Annotated in this window: 18 protein-coding genes and 1 riboswitch; of the genes, 3 read left to right on the plus strand and 15 right to left on the minus strand. The window is 32.0% G+C overall.

Going from position 1 to position 21,872, the window contains the following annotated elements; all coding sequences use genetic code 11:
• Window positions 1–126: 126 nt before the first annotated feature.
• Window positions 127–1,428, minus strand: a complete 1,302-nt coding sequence (locus BLV79_RS05475) for a M18 family aminopeptidase (protein ID WP_074716905.1) — start codon at window positions 1,426–1,428, stop codon at window positions 127–129.
• A gap of 242 nt (window positions 1,429–1,670) precedes the next feature.
• Here BLV79_RS05475 and BLV79_RS05480 point away from each other — a divergent pair, with 242 nt between their 5' ends.
• Window positions 1,671–2,174, plus strand: coding sequence for a DUF5721 family protein (locus BLV79_RS05480; protein WP_074716907.1), 504 nt, complete (start codon window positions 1,671–1,673; stop codon window positions 2,172–2,174).
• A 208-nt stretch (window positions 2,175–2,382) separates the two neighbouring features.
• Window positions 2,383–2,586 (plus strand): cold-shock protein, encoded by a 204-nt coding sequence (locus BLV79_RS05485; RefSeq protein ID WP_074716910.1) that lies wholly within the window; start codon window positions 2,383–2,385, stop codon window positions 2,584–2,586.
• Between the two features lie 269 nt (window positions 2,587–2,855).
• Here the strand turns inward: BLV79_RS05485 and BLV79_RS05490 are convergent, their stop codons facing one another.
• The 14 genes from BLV79_RS05490 to BLV79_RS05560 all read right to left on the minus strand — a co-directional run bounded on the left by BLV79_RS05490 (window position 2,856) and on the right by BLV79_RS05560 (window position 19,601).
• Window positions 2,856–3,983, minus strand: coding sequence for a GGDEF domain-containing protein (locus BLV79_RS05490; protein WP_074716912.1), 1,128 nt, complete (start codon window positions 3,981–3,983; stop codon window positions 2,856–2,858).
• A 269-nt stretch (window positions 3,984–4,252) separates the two neighbouring features.
• The gene (locus BLV79_RS05495; RefSeq protein WP_074716915.1) at window positions 4,253–5,707 is read right to left on the minus strand and encodes a 4Fe-4S dicluster domain-containing protein; all 1,455 of its coding nucleotides are present in this window, start codon (window positions 5,705–5,707) and stop codon (window positions 4,253–4,255) included.
• A gap of 164 nt (window positions 5,708–5,871) precedes the next feature.
• Window positions 5,872–7,125, minus strand: coding sequence for an ABC transporter permease (locus BLV79_RS05500; RefSeq protein WP_074716917.1), 1,254 nt, complete (start codon window positions 7,123–7,125; stop codon window positions 5,872–5,874).
• Between the two features lie 21 nt (window positions 7,126–7,146).
• Window positions 7,147–8,529: an HlyD family efflux transporter periplasmic adaptor subunit gene (locus BLV79_RS05505; protein WP_074716919.1), complete on the minus strand. Its 1,383-nt coding sequence runs from the start codon at window positions 8,527–8,529 to the stop codon at window positions 7,147–7,149.
• The gene (locus BLV79_RS05510; protein ID WP_074716921.1) at window positions 8,519–9,217 is read right to left on the minus strand and encodes an ABC transporter ATP-binding protein; all 699 of its coding nucleotides are present in this window, start codon (window positions 9,215–9,217) and stop codon (window positions 8,519–8,521) included. The genes BLV79_RS05505 and BLV79_RS05510 overlap by 11 nt, the downstream gene beginning before the upstream one ends.
• A 12-nt stretch (window positions 9,218–9,229) precedes the next feature.
• Window positions 9,230–10,474, minus strand: coding sequence for an efflux RND transporter periplasmic adaptor subunit (locus tag BLV79_RS05515; RefSeq protein ID WP_074716923.1), 1,245 nt, complete (start codon window positions 10,472–10,474; stop codon window positions 9,230–9,232).
• Between the two features lie 220 nt (window positions 10,475–10,694).
• Entirely contained in the window at window positions 10,695–11,603 is a 909-nt protein-coding gene (locus BLV79_RS05520; RefSeq protein ID WP_074716925.1) for a dihydroorotate dehydrogenase, read from the minus strand.
• Window positions 11,603–12,379, minus strand: a complete 777-nt coding sequence (locus tag BLV79_RS05525; RefSeq protein ID WP_074716927.1) for a dihydroorotate dehydrogenase electron transfer subunit — start codon at window positions 12,377–12,379, stop codon at window positions 11,603–11,605. Before BLV79_RS05525 ends, BLV79_RS05520 begins: the two co-directional genes overlap by 1 nt.
• A 73-nt stretch (window positions 12,380–12,452) precedes the next feature.
• Complete coding sequence (pyrF, locus tag BLV79_RS05530; protein WP_074716929.1) at window positions 12,453–13,379, minus strand: orotidine-5'-phosphate decarboxylase; 927 nt, start codon at window positions 13,377–13,379, stop codon at window positions 12,453–12,455.
• A 309-nt stretch (window positions 13,380–13,688) separates the two neighbouring features.
• A complete protein-coding gene (locus BLV79_RS05535; protein ID WP_074716931.1) occupies window positions 13,689–15,014 on the minus strand; it encodes a dihydroorotase in 1,326 nt (441 codons plus the stop codon).
• Window positions 15,015–15,356: 342 nt separating this feature from the next.
• Window positions 15,357–16,118, minus strand: a complete 762-nt coding sequence (gene dapB, locus BLV79_RS05540) for a 4-hydroxy-tetrahydrodipicolinate reductase (RefSeq protein WP_074716933.1) — start codon at window positions 16,116–16,118, stop codon at window positions 15,357–15,359.
• Window positions 16,119–16,215: 97 nt separating this feature from the next.
• Window positions 16,216–17,109 (minus strand): 4-hydroxy-tetrahydrodipicolinate synthase, encoded by an 894-nt coding sequence (gene dapA / locus BLV79_RS05545; RefSeq protein WP_074716935.1) that lies wholly within the window; start codon window positions 17,107–17,109, stop codon window positions 16,216–16,218.
• Between the two features lie 120 nt (window positions 17,110–17,229).
• Window positions 17,230–17,398, minus strand: a riboswitch (Lysine riboswitch).
• Window positions 17,399–17,483: 85 nt separating this feature from the next.
• Window positions 17,484–18,938 carry a polysaccharide deacetylase family protein gene (locus BLV79_RS05555; protein ID WP_083354465.1) on the minus strand — a complete coding sequence of 485 codons (1,455 nt, stop codon included), beginning with the start codon at window positions 18,936–18,938 and terminating at the stop codon, window positions 17,484–17,486.
• A 177-nt stretch (window positions 18,939–19,115) separates the two neighbouring features.
• The gene (locus tag BLV79_RS05560; RefSeq protein WP_074716939.1) at window positions 19,116–19,601 is read right to left on the minus strand and encodes a cob(I)yrinic acid a,c-diamide adenosyltransferase; all 486 of its coding nucleotides are present in this window, start codon (window positions 19,599–19,601) and stop codon (window positions 19,116–19,118) included.
• 343 nt (window positions 19,602–19,944) lie between these two features.
• On the opposite strand from BLV79_RS05560, the gene typA reads away from it, so the two are divergent.
• On the plus strand, window positions 19,945–21,771 hold the full coding sequence (gene typA / locus BLV79_RS05565; RefSeq protein ID WP_074716941.1) for a translational GTPase TypA: 1,827 nt from the start codon (window positions 19,945–19,947) through the stop codon (window positions 21,769–21,771).
• Window positions 21,772–21,872 lie beyond the last annotated feature (101 nt).

Here is a 21,872-nt window from a genome sequence, read left to right on the forward strand (position 1 = left end):
GTATTAACAACGAAATTAGTTGTTATTGTTTTCTATTATATGTAGTTTTTAATACTACATCGTACCTAAGCATATAATAACACTTTTTTATTATTTTGAAAAGAGACAATAATTTTTTTGAAAAATTTATTTTTCATCAAAAAAAGCTAAAACAAATTTATATAATGATTCCTGATCTTTCGTTCCCATAAGTTCTCTTACTGAATGCATTGCAAGTAATGGCACTCCTACATCTACAACCTTGATTGGTAATAAAGTTGACGCTATTGAACCTAAAGTACCTCCACCTCTTACATCGGATCTATTTACGAATCTTTGATAAGGAATTTCATTTTTATCACAAATCTGTTGAACTATCGCAATTGCTTTTGAATCCGTAGCATATGATTGCGAGCATGCTTCTTTGATACAGAAACCTTTTCCTAAAACCGGATGATTTGTAATATCCATTTTTCCAGATTTATTAGGATGTAATCCATGTGCAACGTCCACAGAAAGCATCATGGCATTATAAATATTGGATTGAATTTCTTCCTCATTTAAGCCAAGATTTGCAAGAATTCTTCTCAACATATCATGTAACATTATTGAACCTGCGCCCTGTTTCGTTGAACTACCGATTTCTTCATGATCAAATAATGCGATCAAATTAATTCCATCTTCTCTTTTGTTATTAATAATTGCCGACAATAATGCTGAAGCCGATGTTAAATTATCTAATCTTGGCGATGAAATCATCGTATCATCAATTCCCACAAAACATGGCTCTTCTGTTGCAAAAACAGATAAATCAAAATCAAGAATATCTTTAACATCTACATTTAACTCTTTTGCTAAAAATTCCATAAAATATTTAGTTTCTTTTTGTTCATCTGGCAACAAATCTACAATAGGCATTGTATCAATTTGTTTATTTAATTCTACGCCTTTATTAACATCCCTATTCATGTGAATCGCTAGATTTGGAATTGTTAAAATTGCCTTCTTGGCTCTATAATAAATAACTTTAGGTTCAAAAACATTGTCACTTTTTAATGTGATTTTACCTGCAACAGAAAGTGGTCTATCTAACCATGTATTAATGATTAACCCTCCGTAACTTTCTGTATTTATCTGACCATATCCTTCTTTGTAAAAATCAGGATTTGGCTTTATTCTAAAACATGGATAATCTGTATGAGCGGCTGCCATTCTTATCATCTGTTTTTTTTCAAAATTATCACCTATTGAAAAAGCAAAAATTGTGCTTCCATGATGATTTACATAATATTTTTTTCCTTTTTCTAAATTCCAACTTTCTCCATATTTAAGCTCACAAAAATCAGCTTTTTCTAAACGTTCTATCGACTCTTCTATTACGCCAAAAGGAGATACTCCTTTTTTTAACATTGAAAATAAATTATCGATTTCTGTCTTGTTAAATTCCATAGATATTAACCTCTTTTCACTTTTTAATGGCTTGCACCATCATTATTTATTATACGTTCTGTAGTCCTAAACTTCTACAACTATTTTTTTATTTATGATATAATTAAATTTAGCTCTAAATCTCAGGCTAGATACCTGTTTTTACAATTTTAGTGCTATTTTATTTATTTGTAAAAAATTTGCAAAAGACCTTGGAGAGGGTCTCAAAACAATACTACTAAATGATACGAGGATATATTTTAATGATTGTAGTTCAAATAAAAAACATTAAAAATTTTATGAATAATTTACTTCTTAATGACATGTTTGATCATTTTTTACTTCAGGAAGCAACCATCGTTAATGGTGCAAGTTACGTAATCGATGGTCATGTAAATAAAGAATTATATAATACAGAAGAATTAGAAAATCTAGGTGTTACTGACCTTGATTTTTTCCCATATGACCAGATTCGTCAGAAATGTCTGATGATTGTAAAAGGCAAAAACACGCCTGGATATTTTAAATTTGTTTTTTTACTTTCACCTTCAAATTTAGCAAACACACTTTCTTCAATTGAGAGTACATATACTCCTTTAGACATTTCTGGAATGTTTTTAAATATTAAATTTCAAAACGGACAATTAACATTAACTACAGGAATTTCATACAAAACATTTAATATTGATAAATCGCTAGATAACGAATGGGATAGATTAGTTCGAATCTTTCTTACGAAAAATAACATAGATTTTGAAATTCTATAATTTAAATACAAAAGAGATTTTTTTTCAAGTGTTAAAATATACAAAAAATTCTTTGCAATTTAACTAGTTTTGATATTTTTTTAAAATAGTTGTTTTTTTTTATAAAATTGCTTTACTTTTCTATACACTTATGATATTCTAACATCAGTTGCAGATGTAAAATTATATGTATTGGAGATGCAACATTATATATTGGAGGTATTATAAGATGAACAAAGGTACAGTTAAATGGTTTAACAATCAGAAAGGTTACGGATTTATCACAGCCGAAGACGGTCATGATGTATTCGTGCACTACTCAGGACTTAACATGGAAGGATTCAAATCACTTGAAGAGGGAGCTTCTGTTGAATTTGAAATCGCTGATGGTGCAAAAGGACCACAAGCTACCAATGTTACAGTAGTTAGATAATTAATTTATTATTTATTTTTTTCTTTCATTTTACTTTACGATAAAATTTTAAATTATTTATTTAATTACGAACAACACTAATCAATAGTTTTTTGTACCTATTCTTTTTATATAAATGAGAGTATTTATTGGGGGAATATGATATAAGGACATGATTAAGAAGGGGGTAAAAGACCATGCAATGATTGCAGGGTCTTTTACTTTTTATTGTTTTTGCTAATAGTTCCACTCTCTTTTACTTTTTCAAGATAGTCGAAAAAATTTCCTCCCTATGAATGCTGAATTTTTTTATCTAAATACAAATTACCATCTACTTTTTTCAAGAGTTGTTCAACTGTAATATTTGAAGATGTACATTTGTAACTTCCTACACTAAACCTTGGTATTACCACCATTTCATTCTTTTTTTCATAAAGTAAATCTGTAAGTTTTTTCCTAAAGCCAATATCTATTCCCTTTTCTTTTGCCGCTATAACAAATTCATCACCACCCCATCTGGCAGCAATTGCATCTGAAGACTCTGTCAATTTTAACAATGCCTCTGAAAAAGCAATCAGTGTCTGATCCCCAACATCATGACCCAACTCATCATTTATATTTTTAAACCAATCAATATCTATCATGATTATTATAATAGGATTTAACTGATTACAACCCAACAATTCTTCATTTAAATATTCATTTATTCGTCTTCTATTGCTAAGCCCTGTCATTGGATCTGCATATATAGCGTAATCCTGAATATCCATATAAAGCTTTAATATTACTGGCATCTGCACAAGTTCTATTGCTGGATAACCTAGCAAATATCCTATTAACACACCACTGAGTGTAAAAAACAAAATAAATATTATCTGACTTCCATATTTTTTCTTTTCTAATCTTGCTTTTGCCTTATGTTTCTTATATAGAGAAATTGCAGTAGCCATTATAAGGTACACATAATCCATTAACATAATAACTGATAACATAGGTTTAAAAACAGGTGGACTTTTTACTATGTAAACGAACTTACATAACGGTGTGTATAAAAAGAGTAAATCAAACATAAGTGGAATTCCTGTCACATAGTACCACCATCTTTTTGACATTGCTTTTATTTTTGCGCTGGCTGAAACGTAAAAAAACCAAAAATAGCATGAAAAAGACATCGATGAAAATCCTAATGCCATAATAATTGTAACTACTAGTTTGGGAAAAAATGTATAAAAATCATCAAATACTAATCTAAAATCCACTAAAGCATAAACTATAAATGTAACTATCATGCCTTTAAATGTAACTACTTCTTTTTTTGTAGCTATTTCATTATCTATTTTGCTATATATTAGAATAAGTGTCATTACGCATATTATTATAACCAAAACAATAAATGTCTTTAATCTAATATCCATCATACTTGTGTTACCCCCCTTGATGTTTAAGAATTGAACTAGTCACTACAAGTCCGCACATATTATATCGTCATTGTTCAAAAATAAATGCTTTTATCGCAAAAGATTAAGGGCCGAATTTTTAAATTCGCCCCCTAAACCTTTTTGAACCTTAAATAATAATTTCTTCTTACAAAATTTTTATAAATTTTATTTAAAATATTTTATAACAAAATATTTTACACCTACATTGTGTATCGACACAAATAGATTTTTTTTAACTACAACAAAATCTATTCTCTATGCATTGAAAAAGAATCCATATCATAATTCTTCAAATTATCATGAATATTTCTATCATCTGCTTTAGATAATAAATTCTCTCTTTGTTTTCTCGTCTTAATCTGATCTGCGAAGGAACTTGGTCCACCAACACAACCACCTTCACATACCATTCCTTCTATAAAGTCTTCTGGTAGTTTTCCAACTTTCATTAATAGAAGAGCCTTCTTACATTCTGCCGCACCATTTGCTTTACATACTGTTGCTGCGATTTCATCATCTGCTTCTCTTAAGCTTTGAAGTACTGCTTCTGTAACTCCACCTGAATTTGCAAAACGTTTTCCGTAAATTGAAGATTCCTGATATTCGTCATTGTCATCTTCTTCTAAGACAACACCTTTTGCTTTCATAATAGCGCGAATCTCAGAATATGTTAAAACATAATCTGCGTTGTTTTCTACTCCTTGTTCTGCAGCTTCTGATTTTTTAGCAATACAAGGTCCAATAAATACAGTTACACAATCTGGCTCTTTTGCTTTTAATAATCTTGAAACTGCTGCCATAGGTGATACGGTAGTTGAAATGGCATCTGCAATTTCTGGATAATGTTTACGAACCATATTTACAAAAGCCGGACAACATGAAGTTACTTTTTTCTTTCCTTCTCTATATGCCTCAGCCCACTCTTCAGCTTCATAAGCAGCTGTCATATCGCCACCTAATCCAACCTCAACAAAATCGTCAAATCCAACTTCTTTCATAGCCTTCTTCCAGCTATTCATTGTGATTTTTTCCCCAAACTGACCTTCTGTTGCAGGAGCAGCCATAGCATATACTTTTTTTCCTTCGGCTTTAATTGCTTCAATTACCTGAACAATTGATGTTTTTGAACCAATTGCTCCAAATGGGCAACTATGAATACATTTACCACAACGAATACATTTTTTTTCATCAATTACTGAAATTCCATATTCATCATAAGTAATAGCATCAACTGGGCAACTAAATTTACATGGTCTCTTAACATGTGCAATTGCATTGTAAGGACAAGCCTTAGCACACATGCCACATTCTCTACATTTATTAGAATCAATGTGAGATCTTGTTGCACCAGGTTCTATTGCTCCAAATTTACAAGCATTAAGACATGCTTTTCCTAAACAATTCTGACAATTATCAGTAACAGTATAACTTGAAATAGGGCAATCCTCACATGCAGCATGTATAACCTGAATAATATTTGGATTATCCTCAACACCTGCTGATTTTCCTTCTGCTAGTCTTACACGTTGTCTGATAATTTCTCTTTCCTTGTAAATACAGCATCTAAATTGTGCCTGTGGTCCAGGTATTAGATCAAATGGAATGCTGTCTCTAAATTCCTCTAAATCGCCTTTAAATGCGTGTTTTGCAACTTCTAGCAAAACAGCATGTTTAATTTTAATTACATTTTCGTCTGCGTACATATTTTCTCCCTTATGTTTGTTAAAAATTCAACCATATCAACTATATTTTACAACAATATAAGAGATTTTTCTAGTAATGTACTAATATAAATACAATATTTTTACAATTTTTTTGTATAATACACCAAAAAAATACGTTTTAAAACGAAATTATTGTTTATTTATTACTCCCTACGCAATGCTTCTATTGGCTCAAGTTTTGCCGCCTTATAAGATGGTAAAATTCCAAATATTATACCTATCAGCATTGAAAAAATTACCGAAAAAACAGCAGAAAGGAAATTGATCTGAATTGGTAGTTTATTAACTTTTGAGACTATTTCAGCCAATCCTATTCCTACTAGAACTCCAATAATTCCACCTATACTTGTTAACACCACCGACTCTGTTAAAAATTGACCTAGGATTGTTATTTTTCTTGCACCAAGTGCCTTTTTTAGACCAATTTCACTAGTTCTTTCTGTAACAGAAACAAGCATAATATTCATAACACCGATTCCACCTACAAGCAAAGAAATTCCAGCTATCCATATCAACATCATGTTTGTTGATTCTTTTAACTCCTGAATCTTTTTTGCCTGTTCTAATAAATTTTGTGCCTTATACTTAATTGATGGATCATTAGCATGAATAATATTGTTTAGTTTTTTTGCAGCTAACTTGCCAACTGTTGTTAAATTAGATGTTTTATCAACTTTTATCACAACATTACTCGGTTCATCAAATTGATAAGGTATCTGCCAGGTTGTATTTGGCATAAGAATTCTTCCCGATTTATTTGAATAATATGTATAATAATCATCCTGATTATTGATTACAGGTTTAAATTCCTTTTTATCACCTATAATTCCAACAACAGTATATGGTTCTTTTTGAATCTCTATTGTTTGTCCTATAGGATCTTTTCCTTGAAAAAGTGTCTTTTCTGCACATTCATCTATAAGAACAACTTTTCGAAATTTAGTATAATCAAATTTTGAAAAAGTTCTTCCTTTTTTTAAAATCAAATCACATGTTTGTAAATAGTTTCTTGAAACACCTAAAACAGCACCATTTCCTAATGAATTATCTTGATAATATACTCCATCACACTCATTCCTTTTTTTGTAGGTTGCAACTTTTTTTACATGTTTTATATTCTTTAGCTCATTTATGTGATACTCATTTAAATCCACTAAACCATCAGGAATTCCTTCACCCGAAAAATCAACAGGATCATCACCTCTTGCAATTTCAACAGAAATGTTATTATTTCCTGAACCTATCAAATTTTTTTCTATCTGTTTATTCGTTCCTTCTATTATTGAAACAATTGCAATAATTGCCGCTATACCTATTATTATTCCAAGCATGGTTAAAAACGAACGCATCTTGTGTGACATTATTCCCGAAAACGACAACTTAATATTTTCCAGCAAAACTTCTCCCTCCTCTACAAACTAATTAGTATTTCTTGTTTTAACACCTTCGCTTATGTTCTTACCATAAGGAAAAGCAATTCTGTCACTCGCTTTTAGTCCTGAAATTATTTCAATACTAGCGCCATCAACTATCTTTCCGGTCTTTACATATTGTTTTTTTAGGCGTCCCTTATATGAAATATAAACATAAGGTGTACCTTCATCCATTCTCACGTAAGACTGGTCAATAAATAGTTTCTCGCCTTTATTATCTTCATCTGATTTTATCGTCAGGCTCAATCCGTCTCCTTCTTTTAAATTTTTTGAGTCTTTTATGAATGCCGTGAATTTATATTTTGAAACATTTTGGTTTCCTTGAAGATATATCTCCTCATTTCCTGAAATCGGAGTTGGATCAATATTGTCTATTTTTGCCTCATATTCTTCTTCCTGATTCTCATATGAAGATACTACAACTTTTTGACCTTTTTTTACTTTTCTTATCTGGATTTCACTTAAATATCCCTCTACATGAATTCCTTCATTATCATTTATAACTAGGAAATCACTTCCATCTGAGAGGGGATTATCTACACTACCAACTTTTTTTACTACTCCATCAAACTTTGCATAAATCACGCCATCTTTTATTTCTTTTTCAAGCTGTCCTAAATGCAAACTTGATTTTTTCTTTTCTACTTCTAAAGTTTTTATCTCTTTTTCGTGATCCTTTATATCCTTCTCAATTTCTTCTTTTGAACGCCCATAATTAGAAGAATCGCCTGCTGGATTATCGATCGAATTATTAGTCGAATCATCACCTAACTCATCATATGAGTCATTTTTTGATTTATCTGCCGAATTAGTTTCTGATCCATTTTCTGATTCATTTCCTGGTTCATTCCCTGGTTCATTTCCTGGTTCATTCCCTAAATCATTTTCTTGTTCATCTTTTGATTTATCTGCATTTTTTTTTGTAAAATTTGATTCTTTATACTCATCAATGTTGCTAGCTACTGCTTCCTGTTTTAACTTCTCCATTTCATTTTGTTCTTTTTGAATTCTAACATCGATCAGATTTTGTTCTACTTTTTCTTTTTCAATCGAAATCTTCACGCTGTCCACATCAAAAGCCAGCAACTTATCTCCCTCTTTAACTTGCTGCCCTTTTTGTACGTAAACTTCTTTTATAACCTGATCTTTACTTAACAAAACTGTTTGTGATTTATCTGAAATGACAAATCCGTCACTTGTAAGTCCATTATTCATATCTCCCATATTTATATTGGAAACATATATTACGTCAGCACGCATCTTACTTTTCTGATATAATGACACACCAAAAACTATTCCAACAACTAAGCCAACAACACAAACCATAGCAACTAAAACAACTATTATCGTCTTTACTTTACTGTGCATGTCTCATCGCCTCCTCCTTGGAATTATAAAGTTTTCCATCAATTATATAGATTATCCTTTTTGCATGTTTTGCAACATTTTCATCATGTGTAATCATTATTATTGTTACACCATCTTTATTCAATTTTTCAAAAAGATCCATAACCTGTTTGCCAGACTTTGAATCAAGTGCTCCGGTTGGTTCATCCGCTAATATCAACTTAGGATTATTAACCATAGCACGGGCAATTGCCACCCTTTGCTTTTGTCCTCCTGACAATTGAGTTGGTTTAAAATCACTTCTATCTTCTATTCCTACTTTTTTTAATGCCTCTAAAGCCCTCTTTTTTCTCTCTTTTTTATTTACTTTTGCGTATATCAAAGGAAGAGAAACATTATATAGTGCGCTCTGTCTTGGTAATAATTGGAATTGCTGAAAAACAAAACCAATACTATTCAATCTTATCTTGGATAATTCCTTATCTTTTAATTTTAAAACATCATTACTATCTAATTTATATTCACCTTTTGTCGGATGATCCAAACATCCAATAATATTCATCAGCGTTGATTTTCCTGAACCCGAAGGCCCCATAATTGCAATATATTCGCCTTTTTCTACTTCGATGTTTACATCATTTAATACGGGCACAACGAGCTGTTTATCACCGTAATAGTTCTTATATATATTCTTTAACTCTACTAACATCTCGTCCCCCCCTTACTCACCTATCGGATTTGCAGTATTTCTTATCTTTTTATATAAAGGTGATTTATAATCAACATCCGATTGATTTCTTACAGCAGTTACACCATCATATAATCCTGGCATATCACACGCTATATAATCACTTGTTTTTAAGCCCGAAATAATATGATACTTATTTGAATTTTCATCGAGTTCTTTAACTTTTACATTTCGTTTTTCAATCGACTTATCTTTATTTTCTACCCAGACAAACGTTTTATCTGCGTTTACAACATAGCTTGCATCCAGCCAAATTCCTTTCTTTTTATCAAGTGAACTTAAATCCGTATCAACGTAAACATGTTCTCCCAATAAAAATTTATTTTCTCCCTCTATTTCAACATAAAATGGATATTTAGAAGACTTATCATTTTGTTTTTCTTCTGAACCTTGTCCTTGCATCTCATTTTCATTTTCTGCTTTTTTATCAAGATCAATCTGTACAATTTTACCTTTATAAACTTCATCCTCGTTTACACGAGATCTAACTGCTACTTCTTGATCTTTTTTTAAACTTCTGGCAGTTTCTTCTTCTACCATTCCTTTGACTCTTAGTTTATCATTTTGATAAATAACGATGTAAGGAGTCTCATTACCCTGAGCATCTTTTTCATCTTTATTTATTTTTTTTACAACGCCTGTGACTGTACTTACAATAACGCCGCTTTTAACTATCTTTTGGTTTTTCTCAATTTCTGCCTTCTTTAGATCAACATTTAACTGTTCTTCCCTAACCTTATTCTGATTTTCTCTTATTTCATATTCAATCTCTTTAACACGTTGTTCATCTGCCGTTTTCTTCTCTTCTTCTAAGTTTTTAATACTATCATTGTAATCAGAAATTGAATTATTGCTGCTTTCAATTTCTATTTTTGCTGAATCAATTGCATTTTGTGCATCATCAACATCATAAGAAAACAACTTTGTTCCAACTTGAACTTCATCGCCTTCTTTAACATAAATTTCCTGAATTTTTCTCTCTGGGTCACGCAATATTTCCTTATTTCCCTCAGATTCGATTACTCCCATATATTTATTTGAACCTGATTTTTGTTCATTTAGAATATCAGATACTTTCTGTACATAAACTTTGTCTTTTTTTCCTGAAGAATGTTTTAATAGAAAACACCCTAAAATAGCAATTATCAAGAGTACAACTGCCAATACGACTAAGATAACCGTTTGTTTTTTTGTTAAGCTTACAATTCTTTCTCTCATAATCATCCCCCTACCTTTATTTTTTTTCTAATTTCAGTTTATCACATTGTTAGTAATAATTAACCTTAAGATTTCTTTATGTTTTTTATTACAATGCATTAATTAAATGAACGAACAATAAATAAAATATTATAAAACCAGTACGAAAAAACACCCCAGATTTCATACTTAAGTACGAAATCTGAGGTGTCCATTATATCAAGAAAAACACTTCTTCATTTTATTTTTCATGCACAGCACCAACTAATTCTTTGATATCTGATACATTATACTTTTTCATATATTCCTCTATGCCATCTACAATTTTCACTGTAGCTTGTGGATCCATGAAGTTTGCTGTTCCAACAGAAACTAACGAAGCTCCAGCCAAAATCATTTCTATTGCATCCTCATAGTTTACGATTCCGCCCATTCCTATTATTGGAATATTTACTGCCGAAGCTGTCTCATAAACCATTCTAACCGCAACAGGATGAATTGCTGGACCACTCATTCCACCAGTTTTATTTGCCAAAACGAAATCTCTTTTATTAATGTCAATTTTCATTCCAGTTATAGTATTAATCAAAGATACGGCATTAGCTCCACCTGCCTCTGCTGCCTTAGCCATTTCTTTTATATCCGTAACATTAGGTGAAAGCTTCATAATAATTGGTTGTTTTGCGATCTTTTTAATTTGTTGTGTTATATCAAGAACTGCTTTAGGATCCTGTCCAAAAGCGATTCCGCCTTCTTTAACATTAGGACACGAAATATTTATTTCTAATAAATCAACATTCTCATCAGCGAGTCTTTCAACTACTTCTAAATATTCCTCCGTTGTATGTCCACATACATTTACAATAATATTTGTATCATATTTTTGTAAAAAAGGAATATCTCTCTCACAAAACGTATCGATTCCTGGATTTTGAAGTCCAACAGCATTAAGCATCCCACCGTAAACTTCAGCTACTCTAGGTGTTGGATTTCCTTCCCAAGGAACATTTGCTACACCTTTAGTTACAACTCCGCCTAGTCTATTTAAATCAACAAACTGTGAATATTCCTGGCCTGAACCAAAAGTTCCTGATGCAGTAATTACAGGATTTTTAAAATTAATTCCACAAAAATCAACACTAGTATTCATTAAATATCTACCTCCCTTGCATCAAAAACAGGTCCTTCTGTACATATTCTTGCATTATGAACCTTTGAATGGTGATCTTTTTTCTTTGTTTTAGTAACACAACCTAAACAAGCACCGATTCCACATGCCATGCGTTCTTCTAAAGAAATAAAACAATCTATTCCTTTTTCTTCACTGTATTTTTTTAAAGCCTTAAGCATTGGCATTGGTCCACAAGCCATAATTGCATCAGCTTTTAAATCATTCTCTGCAATCGCATCAAGAACTGTTCCATTTGTCTGATAGCTTCCATCATCTGTTGCAACAAATACTTCTGCTTCTTTTTGTAGTTCTTTATATAAAAACATATCATTTTTACTTCTATAACCTACAACAATCTGTTTTTTGCCACTTATATTTCTTGCTAATTGTAACATTGGTGGAATTCCAATTCCTCCACCGATTACAAGAACGTTTTCATATTGTTTAGATAAATCATAACCATTACCTAATGGTCCTAAAACTGTAACTTTAGTATCAGGAACATACTTAGCAAACTCACTTGTTCCTTTTCCAACTGTTCTAAAAACAATTCTAATTGTATTCTCATTTTTATCAATTTCACAAAGACTTATTGGTCTAGGTAAAATTCTACTCGAATCATTACAATATACAGAAACAAACTGTCCTGCAATAGCCTCTTTTGCAATATCCTTTGTTTTTAAAACAATACTATAAACACCTTCACTTAGCTTTTCATTTGATAGGACAATTGCCTCTTCTTTATAAATCGCCATATTTTCTCCTTATTCTTCTTAGATAAATAATACTATTTATACGAATTTCACTAAAAATCTTTAAACAAAAATCTTACTTAATAGCCGAATTAATATCCTCTATCATATCGATTACAGCCATTCTAGAAGCATCAGCAAAATTCATTTCTGTTATACCCTTATCCTTATATTTATCATTTTTATAAGCACAGATAATGCCTCTTGAAGAATTTATAATTGCTCCTAATCCATCTTCGTTAAAGAAACATTTTAAGTCTTCTGCTTTTCCACCTTGTGCACCATAACCTGGTACCAAAATCATTGCTTTTGGCATAATCTTTCTTAAAGTCTCACCCATTTTTGGATATGTTGCTCCTACAACTGCACCAACGTAACTATATTCGTCACCCATGCACTCGCTGCCCCACATATTTACTTTTTCACCAACAATCTCATAAAGAGGTCTGTTGTCAATAAGTCTATCCTGGAATTCTCCACTTGATGGATTTGATGTTTTAACTAGAACAAAAATACCTTTTTTCTCTTCTTTACAGACGTCAATAAATGGGTTAACACCATCTGAACCTAGATACGGATTTACAGTTACGAAATCTTCTTTGAATGGGCAAAAACTATTTTTACCTACCTGAACTCTACCGATATGACCAACTGCATAAGCTTTAGATGTTGAGCCAATATCACCTCTTTTAATATCACCAATGATTACAAGATCTTTTTGGCGACAATACTCCACTGTTTTATTAAAAGCCTTAATTCCCTCAATTCCAAATTGTTCATACATAGCAATTTGAGGCTTAACAGCTGGGATTAAATCATGCGTTGCATCAATAATTGCTTTATTATACTGCCAAATAGCTTCCCCTGCACCTTCTAATGTCTCACCAAACTGGTTGAAAGCTTCTTCTTTAATAAAATTAGGCACATAATCCAACATTGGATCTAAACCTACAACTATCGGTGCGTCTTTTTGCTTAATTTTGTCAACTAACTTGTTAATCATTTTTAAGTTCCTCTCTCTAAACAATATGTAATAGTCGTTGAAATAACACCACAAGTCGCAAAACTGACCTGTCTTTCACTTGACCTCAATATATTTTCCACTGTTTTCATTAAAAAGTCAATAACAAATTTTAAATACTTTTCTTTTCTTATTTATTCCTATATTTTGCATAAAACTGCTCAATTTTCAAACAAGCTACGCCTTATAAAAAGCGTAGCCTGAAGCTTTTTTATTATATTTTGTAATTGATTTTGCGTTATATTTTATATTTTGCTTTATATGTTATGTTTTACATTATATTTGGATTTATTATGCCTCGTACACAACATTTCCACCGCAGATAGTAGCTTTAACTTTCCCTATAACTTCTTTTCCGTCAAATGGTGTATTTTTTCCCATTGAAACAAAAGTTGATTTATCGATTTTATAATGTTCCTTTATGTCAAAAATAACAATATCCGCTACTTTTCCCTCACTAATATCTCCTTTGTCAATACCAAGAATCTTTGCAGGATTATAACTCATCTTTTCAGCCATTTGCATAGGAGTAATTACATCATTAAGAACAAGCTCTGTATATGTTATAGCTGCTGCCGTCTCTAACCCAACTATACCAAATGGTGCATATCTCATAGATGTATTTTTTGATTCAAAAGTATGTGGAGTATGATCTGTTGCTATAACATCAATCACATCTTCTTTCAAACCTTCTTTAATTGTTTCAATATCTGAAAGTGTTCTAAGTGGTGGTTTCACTTTATAGTTAGTATCTGCATCATTATCATGTGGAATCATAATTCCATTTTCCGGAACAGATATAAATTCTTTAATATCGTCTGAACTCAAAGTAAAATGATGTGGAGTTACTTCCGCAGTTACATTTACACCTAGTTTTTTTGCCAAACCAACCATTTTTACGGCACCATGCGTAGAGCATCTACTAATATGAACTCTAGCACCCGATTTATAAGCCAAAATCAAATCTCTCGCCATCACTACATCTTCTACTTCATTAGAATAAACTGGCATATCTAAACGTTTAGCATTTTCGTCATCATTTATTACCCCACCATGTTCAAGATATGCATCTTCACAATGTGCAAAAACAGGAAGATTCAAATCCCTTGCCATCTTAAGTCCATTAAAAAAAACATATGTATCGTTAACTGTTTTACCTGCATCACTAAGTGCTGGGACACCTGCTTCATATAGAACTTTAATATCTGTCAGTTCTTCCCCCTTTGAACCTTTAGTAAGAGCTCCTGCCTGTAAAACATTAATACATTCCTCTGACTTTGCCTTATTAACTACATATTTTACTGCATCAGCATTGTCAATAACCGGATTTGTATCTGGCATAGCAACTATCGTTGTATATCCACCTCGTGCACCCGCTTTCATTTCTGAAATAACTGTGCCATTTTCCTCTGGTCCTGGATCTGTCAAATGGGTATCTAAGTCAATAAAGCCTGGCATAACTAAACATCCTTTAGCATTTATCACTTTTTCAACATCATCGTCATTTATTTTGGAACCTATTTTTTTTATAATTCCATCTTCAATTAATAAATCCGCCTCCTGTTCAAACTTATCCGCCGGATTTATTACCTTTCCATTTTTTACAAGTATTTTCATATACTTCCCACCTTATTTTCCTATTTTTATTTCAATATTGCTGTATACACCTTATGTAATATAAATTATTTCCTCATTAACTTACTCTTCAGTATATCATAAGTATTTTTTTATAGCAATTAAATAGGGTTTGATTTAAAATGCTACAGTCTATTTCGGATGATTTTTTCATATAAAAAAGAGCTTAAATCAAGAAAACCTCCACTCTATCAAAAAAGTTAAACTGTTATACCAACATTTCTGTAATAGTTGAAATAAATCTTAATCTAAGCTCACTATTTTATTAAATACTTTTATTAAAAACACATCAATTTCTTGAATATTAAACAAATTTTAGCACTATTATTTAGATGCAATTACATCCGCCATATCATAGCTTCCAGCAACTTTACCTGCTAAAAATTTAGCTGCTTCAATTGCTCCTTTACCAAATACACCTTTTGAATATGCTGTATGTTTAATTGTAATAACTTCATCAATTCCTGCAAAGAAAACTTCATGCTCACCTACAATATTTCCACCACGAACTGCTGAAATACCGATTTCTTTTGGATCTCTTTTTTCTCTTCTTTGACTTCTGTCATAAATATATTCATATTCATTATCTAGAGCTTCGTTAAGAGAATCAGCTAATGCAATAGCTGTTCCTGAAGGAGCATCTAACTTCTGATTGTGATGTTTCTCAACAATTTCCATATCAAATCCTGCTGGTGCAAAAACAGACGCAGCTTTCTTTAATAATTCCATAATTGTATTGATTCCAAGTGACATATTAGCAGATCTTAAAACTGCAACTTTTTTACTTGCTTCAGCTACTTTTGCTAATTGTTCATCACTTAAGCCTGTTGTACATAAAACAACAGGTGTCTGTGTTTCTACACAATACTCTAATAACTCATCAACTGCTTTTGCATTTGAAAAATCAATAATTGCATCCGCTTTAACATTACATTCTTTTACTGACTTAAAAACTGGATAGCTATTGTTGATTCCATCAAAGCAATCAACACCTGCAACTATTTCAATTTCTTTATCATTTTCACAAAGTTTAGTAATAGTCTGACCCATGTGACCATTACATCCATGCATAATAACCTTTGTCATATATCTTATCCTCTTTCTTATACCTAAATATTATAGCTGTTTGGGCAGCTACATATCATAATTATTGCTTCTTTTATGAATTCTACACCACAGCCAATTATTGTGCAAGCGCAATTCCATAATCAGCCATTGCTTTCTTTAATACCTGTGCTTTAGCATCTGACATTTCACTAAGTGGTGGTCTTAAACCGCCAACTTCAAGTCCCATAAAATTAAGAGCTTTTTTAACTGGGATAGGATTAACCTCACTGAATAACGCATCAACAAGTGGCAATGCTTCAAGTTGAAGTTGTCTTGCTTTTTCAATGTTTCCATCAAAGAAACTATAGCACATATCATGAACCTGGCGTGGTGCAACATTGCTCCATACTGAGATTACACCAATTGCTCCAAGTGAAAGTAATGGTAAAACTAATCCATCTTCACCAGAATATAAATCTAATTTTCCATCTGTAAGATACATTGTTTTGCTTGATTGGCTCAAATTTCCTGTTGCATCCTTTAATCCTACGATATTTTTATGTTCTTTAAACAATGTCGCTACTGTTTCCGGCATAATGTTACACCCTGTTCTACTCGGAACATTATACATGATCATCGGAATATCAACTTCATCTGCAATCTGTCCATAATGATTAATTAATCCCTGTTGTGTTGCTTTGTTGTAGTATGGAGATACAACTAAAATTCCATCTACTCCTGCTTCTTTTGCTTCTGAAGAAAGCTGAATTGCTGTCTTAGTGCAGTTAGATCCAGTTCCTGCAACTACTGGAATTCTATTTTTTGTAAACTCTACAGCTTTTTTAATTACATCTGAATGTTCTTCCATTGTAAGAGTTGCACTCTCACCTGTTGTTCCTGTAATGATAATTGCATCTGTACCACCATCAATCTGCATGTTAATTAACTCTTCTAGTTTAGAGTAATTAACTTCTCCATTTTCTTTCATTGGTGTAACGATAGCCACTCCGGCGCCTTTAAAAATACTCATTTTTCATCCTCTTTTCATACACAATTATTAAGTTATCAAATTGCTACCACTTTCATAACATCTAGCTCTAAAAAAGCCAACCTATCAAAAAACTGATAGAGTTGGCTTAAAATTCATCTCAACTATGATAGCACTCCATCTTACGATGACAGTCATAAAGCTCTTAACCTCATGCCCAAGAATTATCTTGCAAAAATAATCCTTTCGGCGCTCGCCCCTTTCCTTTGTCTTCAACTGATTTGCTTCATCCAACAAAGTACTATTAACTTGCGCAACCTCTATCTCTTTAACAATTTTATTTTTCATTTTAACTTGTTAAACCACTAATAACTTAACTTAAATATATCACTAAAACATACTCAAGTCAACACTTATTATTTATTCAAAACTGGATGATGAGCATCAAAACTTGTCTCATCTAATGGTAAAAATGTATAACCATTTTGTAATCCCCAGGTAATCACACTTTCAATTGCATTAACTGTAAATTCTTTGATATCATGACATAATACAACGGATTTATTGTGTGTCTGCATTCCCTGAATAATGTTTTGTCTAACAACATTTGTATCTTTTGTTCCACCTGCGTCACCACTTGAAACATTCCAATCGAAGTAAACATAACCTTTTTCAGTAGCCTGCTGTGTTAATCTTCCCATTACTCCTGGGTTAAACTTACTTACCATGTTAGAACTTCCGCCTGGGAATCTCATAAGTTTAGTAGTTTTACCTGTTTCCTGCTGAATTACATTTTCCATTGCATCAAAATCAGCCCAATATGCTGACTCACTTGCATAAATCTTCTTATAATCATGTGTAAAACTATGAACACCTACTGAATGTCCTTCTTGAACTTCTCTTGCAATATCAGCCTGGCAATCTTTTCTTAAATTAGTAACAAAGAAAGTAGCCTTAACATTATATTTCTTTAAAATATCTAATAATCTATTAGTATATGGTCCAGGGCCATCATCAAATGTTAAGTAACAAACCTTTTTGTCTGGAACTGTTGGTGGCAATGTACCCTCTTTTTCAACTTTAACTACACGTTTAACTGTAGCCTTATTGTTATGAGAATCAGAAACTGTATAAGTTAAAGTATATGTTCCACATTTTTTCATGTCAACTTTTCCTTTTACTTTAACCTTTTTAGTCACATCACCATCTAGGTTATCGATTGCTGTATACTCGTCTTTCCAACCAATGTTTTGATATGCAGTAACATTTTCTCCCCCTTTTAAAGTGATAACTGGAGGCACTTTGTCTTTATAAACAATTTTTCTAACTTCTGTTGTTTTGTTACCTTTTTTATCAGTTACTTCATATGTAATTTTATCTTTAGTAACTGTTCTTTTTACATTGGCAGTCACATCACCATCTAGATTATCAACAGCCTTAAAGCCATCTTCTGTGTATTCCTGTCCTGGTAAAACATATACAACATTTCCCTTAGTTAATTTAATCTTTGGACCTGAGATATCTTTTACCTCGACTTTTCTCTTAGCAGTAGCCTTTTCACCTTTGTACTCGGCTTCATATATCACCTCATATGTCTTAAACTCCTTGGTATCAACCTTACCAATTGTTTTAACTTTTATAGCTTTTTTACCAATTGGTATTAATTTGTTTCCATAAGTAGCTTTCGCGCCCTTATCTTTATATTCCGAGGCATAATCAACTACTTGTTTTGGTTCGCCATTTAATTCAATTCGTAACTTTTTTGTTTTTCCTAAAATAGCCATTATCACACCAGCCAACAAAGCAAGTGCAACGATAGCAATCAATAGAACTGTAAAACTTTTTTTCGTGTTCTTATATGCTCTTAGCATTAGCAATCTCCTCTTTTCTTTTATCACATACTATCATATCATTCTAAAAAAACGCTTTCAAGAGAAACTAAAAAAAAGAATCTTAAGATTTCTTAAGATTCTTTACAAAAAAATTGTTTTTTATGATTTTAGCCATTTTTTCAAGTAAACTAAGAAACTTAATAGTTAAGTAAACTACTAATATTCTTGAGATATATGATAAACTTCGTTTGCTATTTTTCTGATTTCCTCCGGTAAAATTCTTCCAGTTAAAATTATATCCATATCCTCTGGTTTTCGTGTTAAAATCTCTTTTATTTCATCTATTTCAATTATCTTTTCGTCTATCAAACCTAGTATTTCATCCAAAACCAGTAAATCACATGCCGACGTAGAAATAACTTTTTTCCCATAATTAAATCCATTTCTAAGATTTTTTCTTTCCTCAGCTTGTAACTCTTCTGGTAATTTTTCAAAACACTCATCTTGTTTAGCAAATCTAAATAATTTTAATTCAGGTTCAAATCGTTTTAAATACTCTTCCTGCATAGAGATTTTTTCTTTTAAAAACTGAATAATAATCGCCTCTTTAGACTCCGCTGCTGCAAGTACCGCATTACCTAGCGCTGAAGATGATTTCCCTCTTCCCTCTCCATAATAAATCTTTATTACACCGTTAGCCATGTTTCCTCCTTAGCTCATACGTCCTTTTTAAATACTCATTATCTCGTAAATACTTATTATCTCGCCATCACTATATTGTATTATAGGTAAAATAACACATTAAGACTTTTTTTGCAACTTTTTACCGTAAACAAGCATCATCTATCGTTATTAAAATTCGGAATTTTCAACAAAAAAAAGAAGATTTCCTTTGAAAATTATACAGATTTATTAATCTTTTATAAATTAATTTTCGTTACCTTGTTTATTTACTTTTTTTATGATAAGATTTTAAAGTTAAGCTGAGTATTTTTCAGTTTAGAAGTAACAATAGAAACAAAGTCCAAGAAAGAAGGATAAATAAATGAAAACAACAAGAGACGATATTCGTAATATTGCCATCATCGCCCACGTAGATCATGGTAAAACTACTTTAGTTGACCAACTTTTAAAACAAAGTGGTGTATTCCGTGAAAATCAAGAAGTACAAGAACGTGTTATGGACTCAAATGATATCGAAAAAGAAAGAGGTATCACAATTCTTTCAAAGAATACAGCCGTTCAATACAAAGATGTTAAAATCAACATCATCGATACACCTGGACACGCTGACTTTGGTGGAGAAGTAGAACGTGTACTTAAAATGGTTAACGGTGTTGTTTTAGTAGTAGATGCATTTGAAGGTGTTATGCCTCAGACTAAATTCGTAGTTATGAAAGCATTAGCTCTAGGTCTTCCTATTGTAGTATGCTTAAATAAAATTGACCGTCCTGAAGCAAGACCTGCTGAGGTAGTTGACGAAGTATTAGAATTATTCATGGATCTTGATGCTTCAGATGAGCAGCTTGATTGCCCATTCTTATACGCATCAGCTCGTAATGGTTATGCAATGTATAACCCAGACGACAAACCAGAAAACATGATTCCATTATTTGAAACAATCATCAACCACATTCCAGCTCCTGAAGGAGATCCTGAAGCAAATACTCAGGTTCTTATTTCTACAATCGATTACAATGAATATGTTGGTCGTATCGGAATTGGTAAAGTTGACAACGGATCTATCAAAGTTAACCAGGAAGCAGTTGTAGTTAACCACCATGATCCTGACAAAAAACAAAAAGTTCGTATCAGCAAATTATACGAGTTCGAAGGTCTTCAAAAAGTTGATGTTGAAGAAGCTAAAATTGGCTCAATCGTAGCTATTTCTGGTATTTCAGATTTACACATTGGAGATACTATTTGTTCTCCTGAGAATCCTGAAGCTATTCCATTCCAGAAGATTTCAGAACCAACAATTTCTATGAACTTTATTGTTAACGACAGCCCATTAGCTGGTCAAGAAGGTAAATTCGTAACATCTCGTCATATTAGAGATCGTTTATATAGTGAATTAAATACAGATGTTTCTCTTAGAGTAGAACAAGGTGAGACACCTGACACATATAAAGTTTCTGGTCGTGGTGAACTTCATCTTTCAGTTCTTATCGAAAATATGCGTCGTGAAGGTTTTGAATTTGCTGTAAGTAAAGCCGAAGTTTTATACAAAACAGACGAAAACGGCAAAAAACTTGAGCCTATGGAAATTGCTTATGTAGATGTTCCTGATGAATTTACAGGTGCTGTTATTTCTAAATTACAACAACGTAAAGGTGAACTTAGAAACATGGGTTCAATCGCTGGTGGATATACTAGACTTGAGTTCAGAATTCCATCAAGAGGTCTTATCGGTTATAGAGGTGACTTCATGACTGATACTAAAGGTAACGGTATCCTTAATACTATGTTCGACGGATACGATGAATACAAAGGTGATATCCAGTACCGTGCAACTGGTTCACTTATCGCTTTCGAATCTGGCGAATCTGTAACTTACGGATTATTTGCTGCACAAGATCGTGGTACATTATTCATTGGAGCAGGTCAAAAAGTTTACTCTGGTATGATTATTGGTCAAAGCTCTAGAGCAGAAGATATCGAAATTAATGTTTGTAAAAAGAAACATTTAACAAATACTCGTTCATCTTCAGCAGATGAAGCTTTAACTCTTGTTCCACCTCGTGTATTAAGCTTAGAGCAAGCCATCGATTACATTGATACAGATGAATTACTTGAGGTAACACCAGAAAACTTAAGAATCCGTAAAAGAATTCTTGATCCAAGACTTCGTAAACGTGCAAATAACAAATAATTATTTATCCTTTAAATAATATTATTTTTTTTAATAACAATACGAAAAAGACTAGTAGAATAGTTGTTTACATTTTTATTGAAATAATTAAGTAACTAACT

The sequence above is a fragment of the Lachnobacterium bovis DSM 14045 genome, assembly GCF_900107245.1.
In the GTDB taxonomy this organism is placed as follows: Bacteria; Bacillota; Clostridia; order Lachnospirales; family Lachnospiraceae; genus Roseburia; species Roseburia bovis.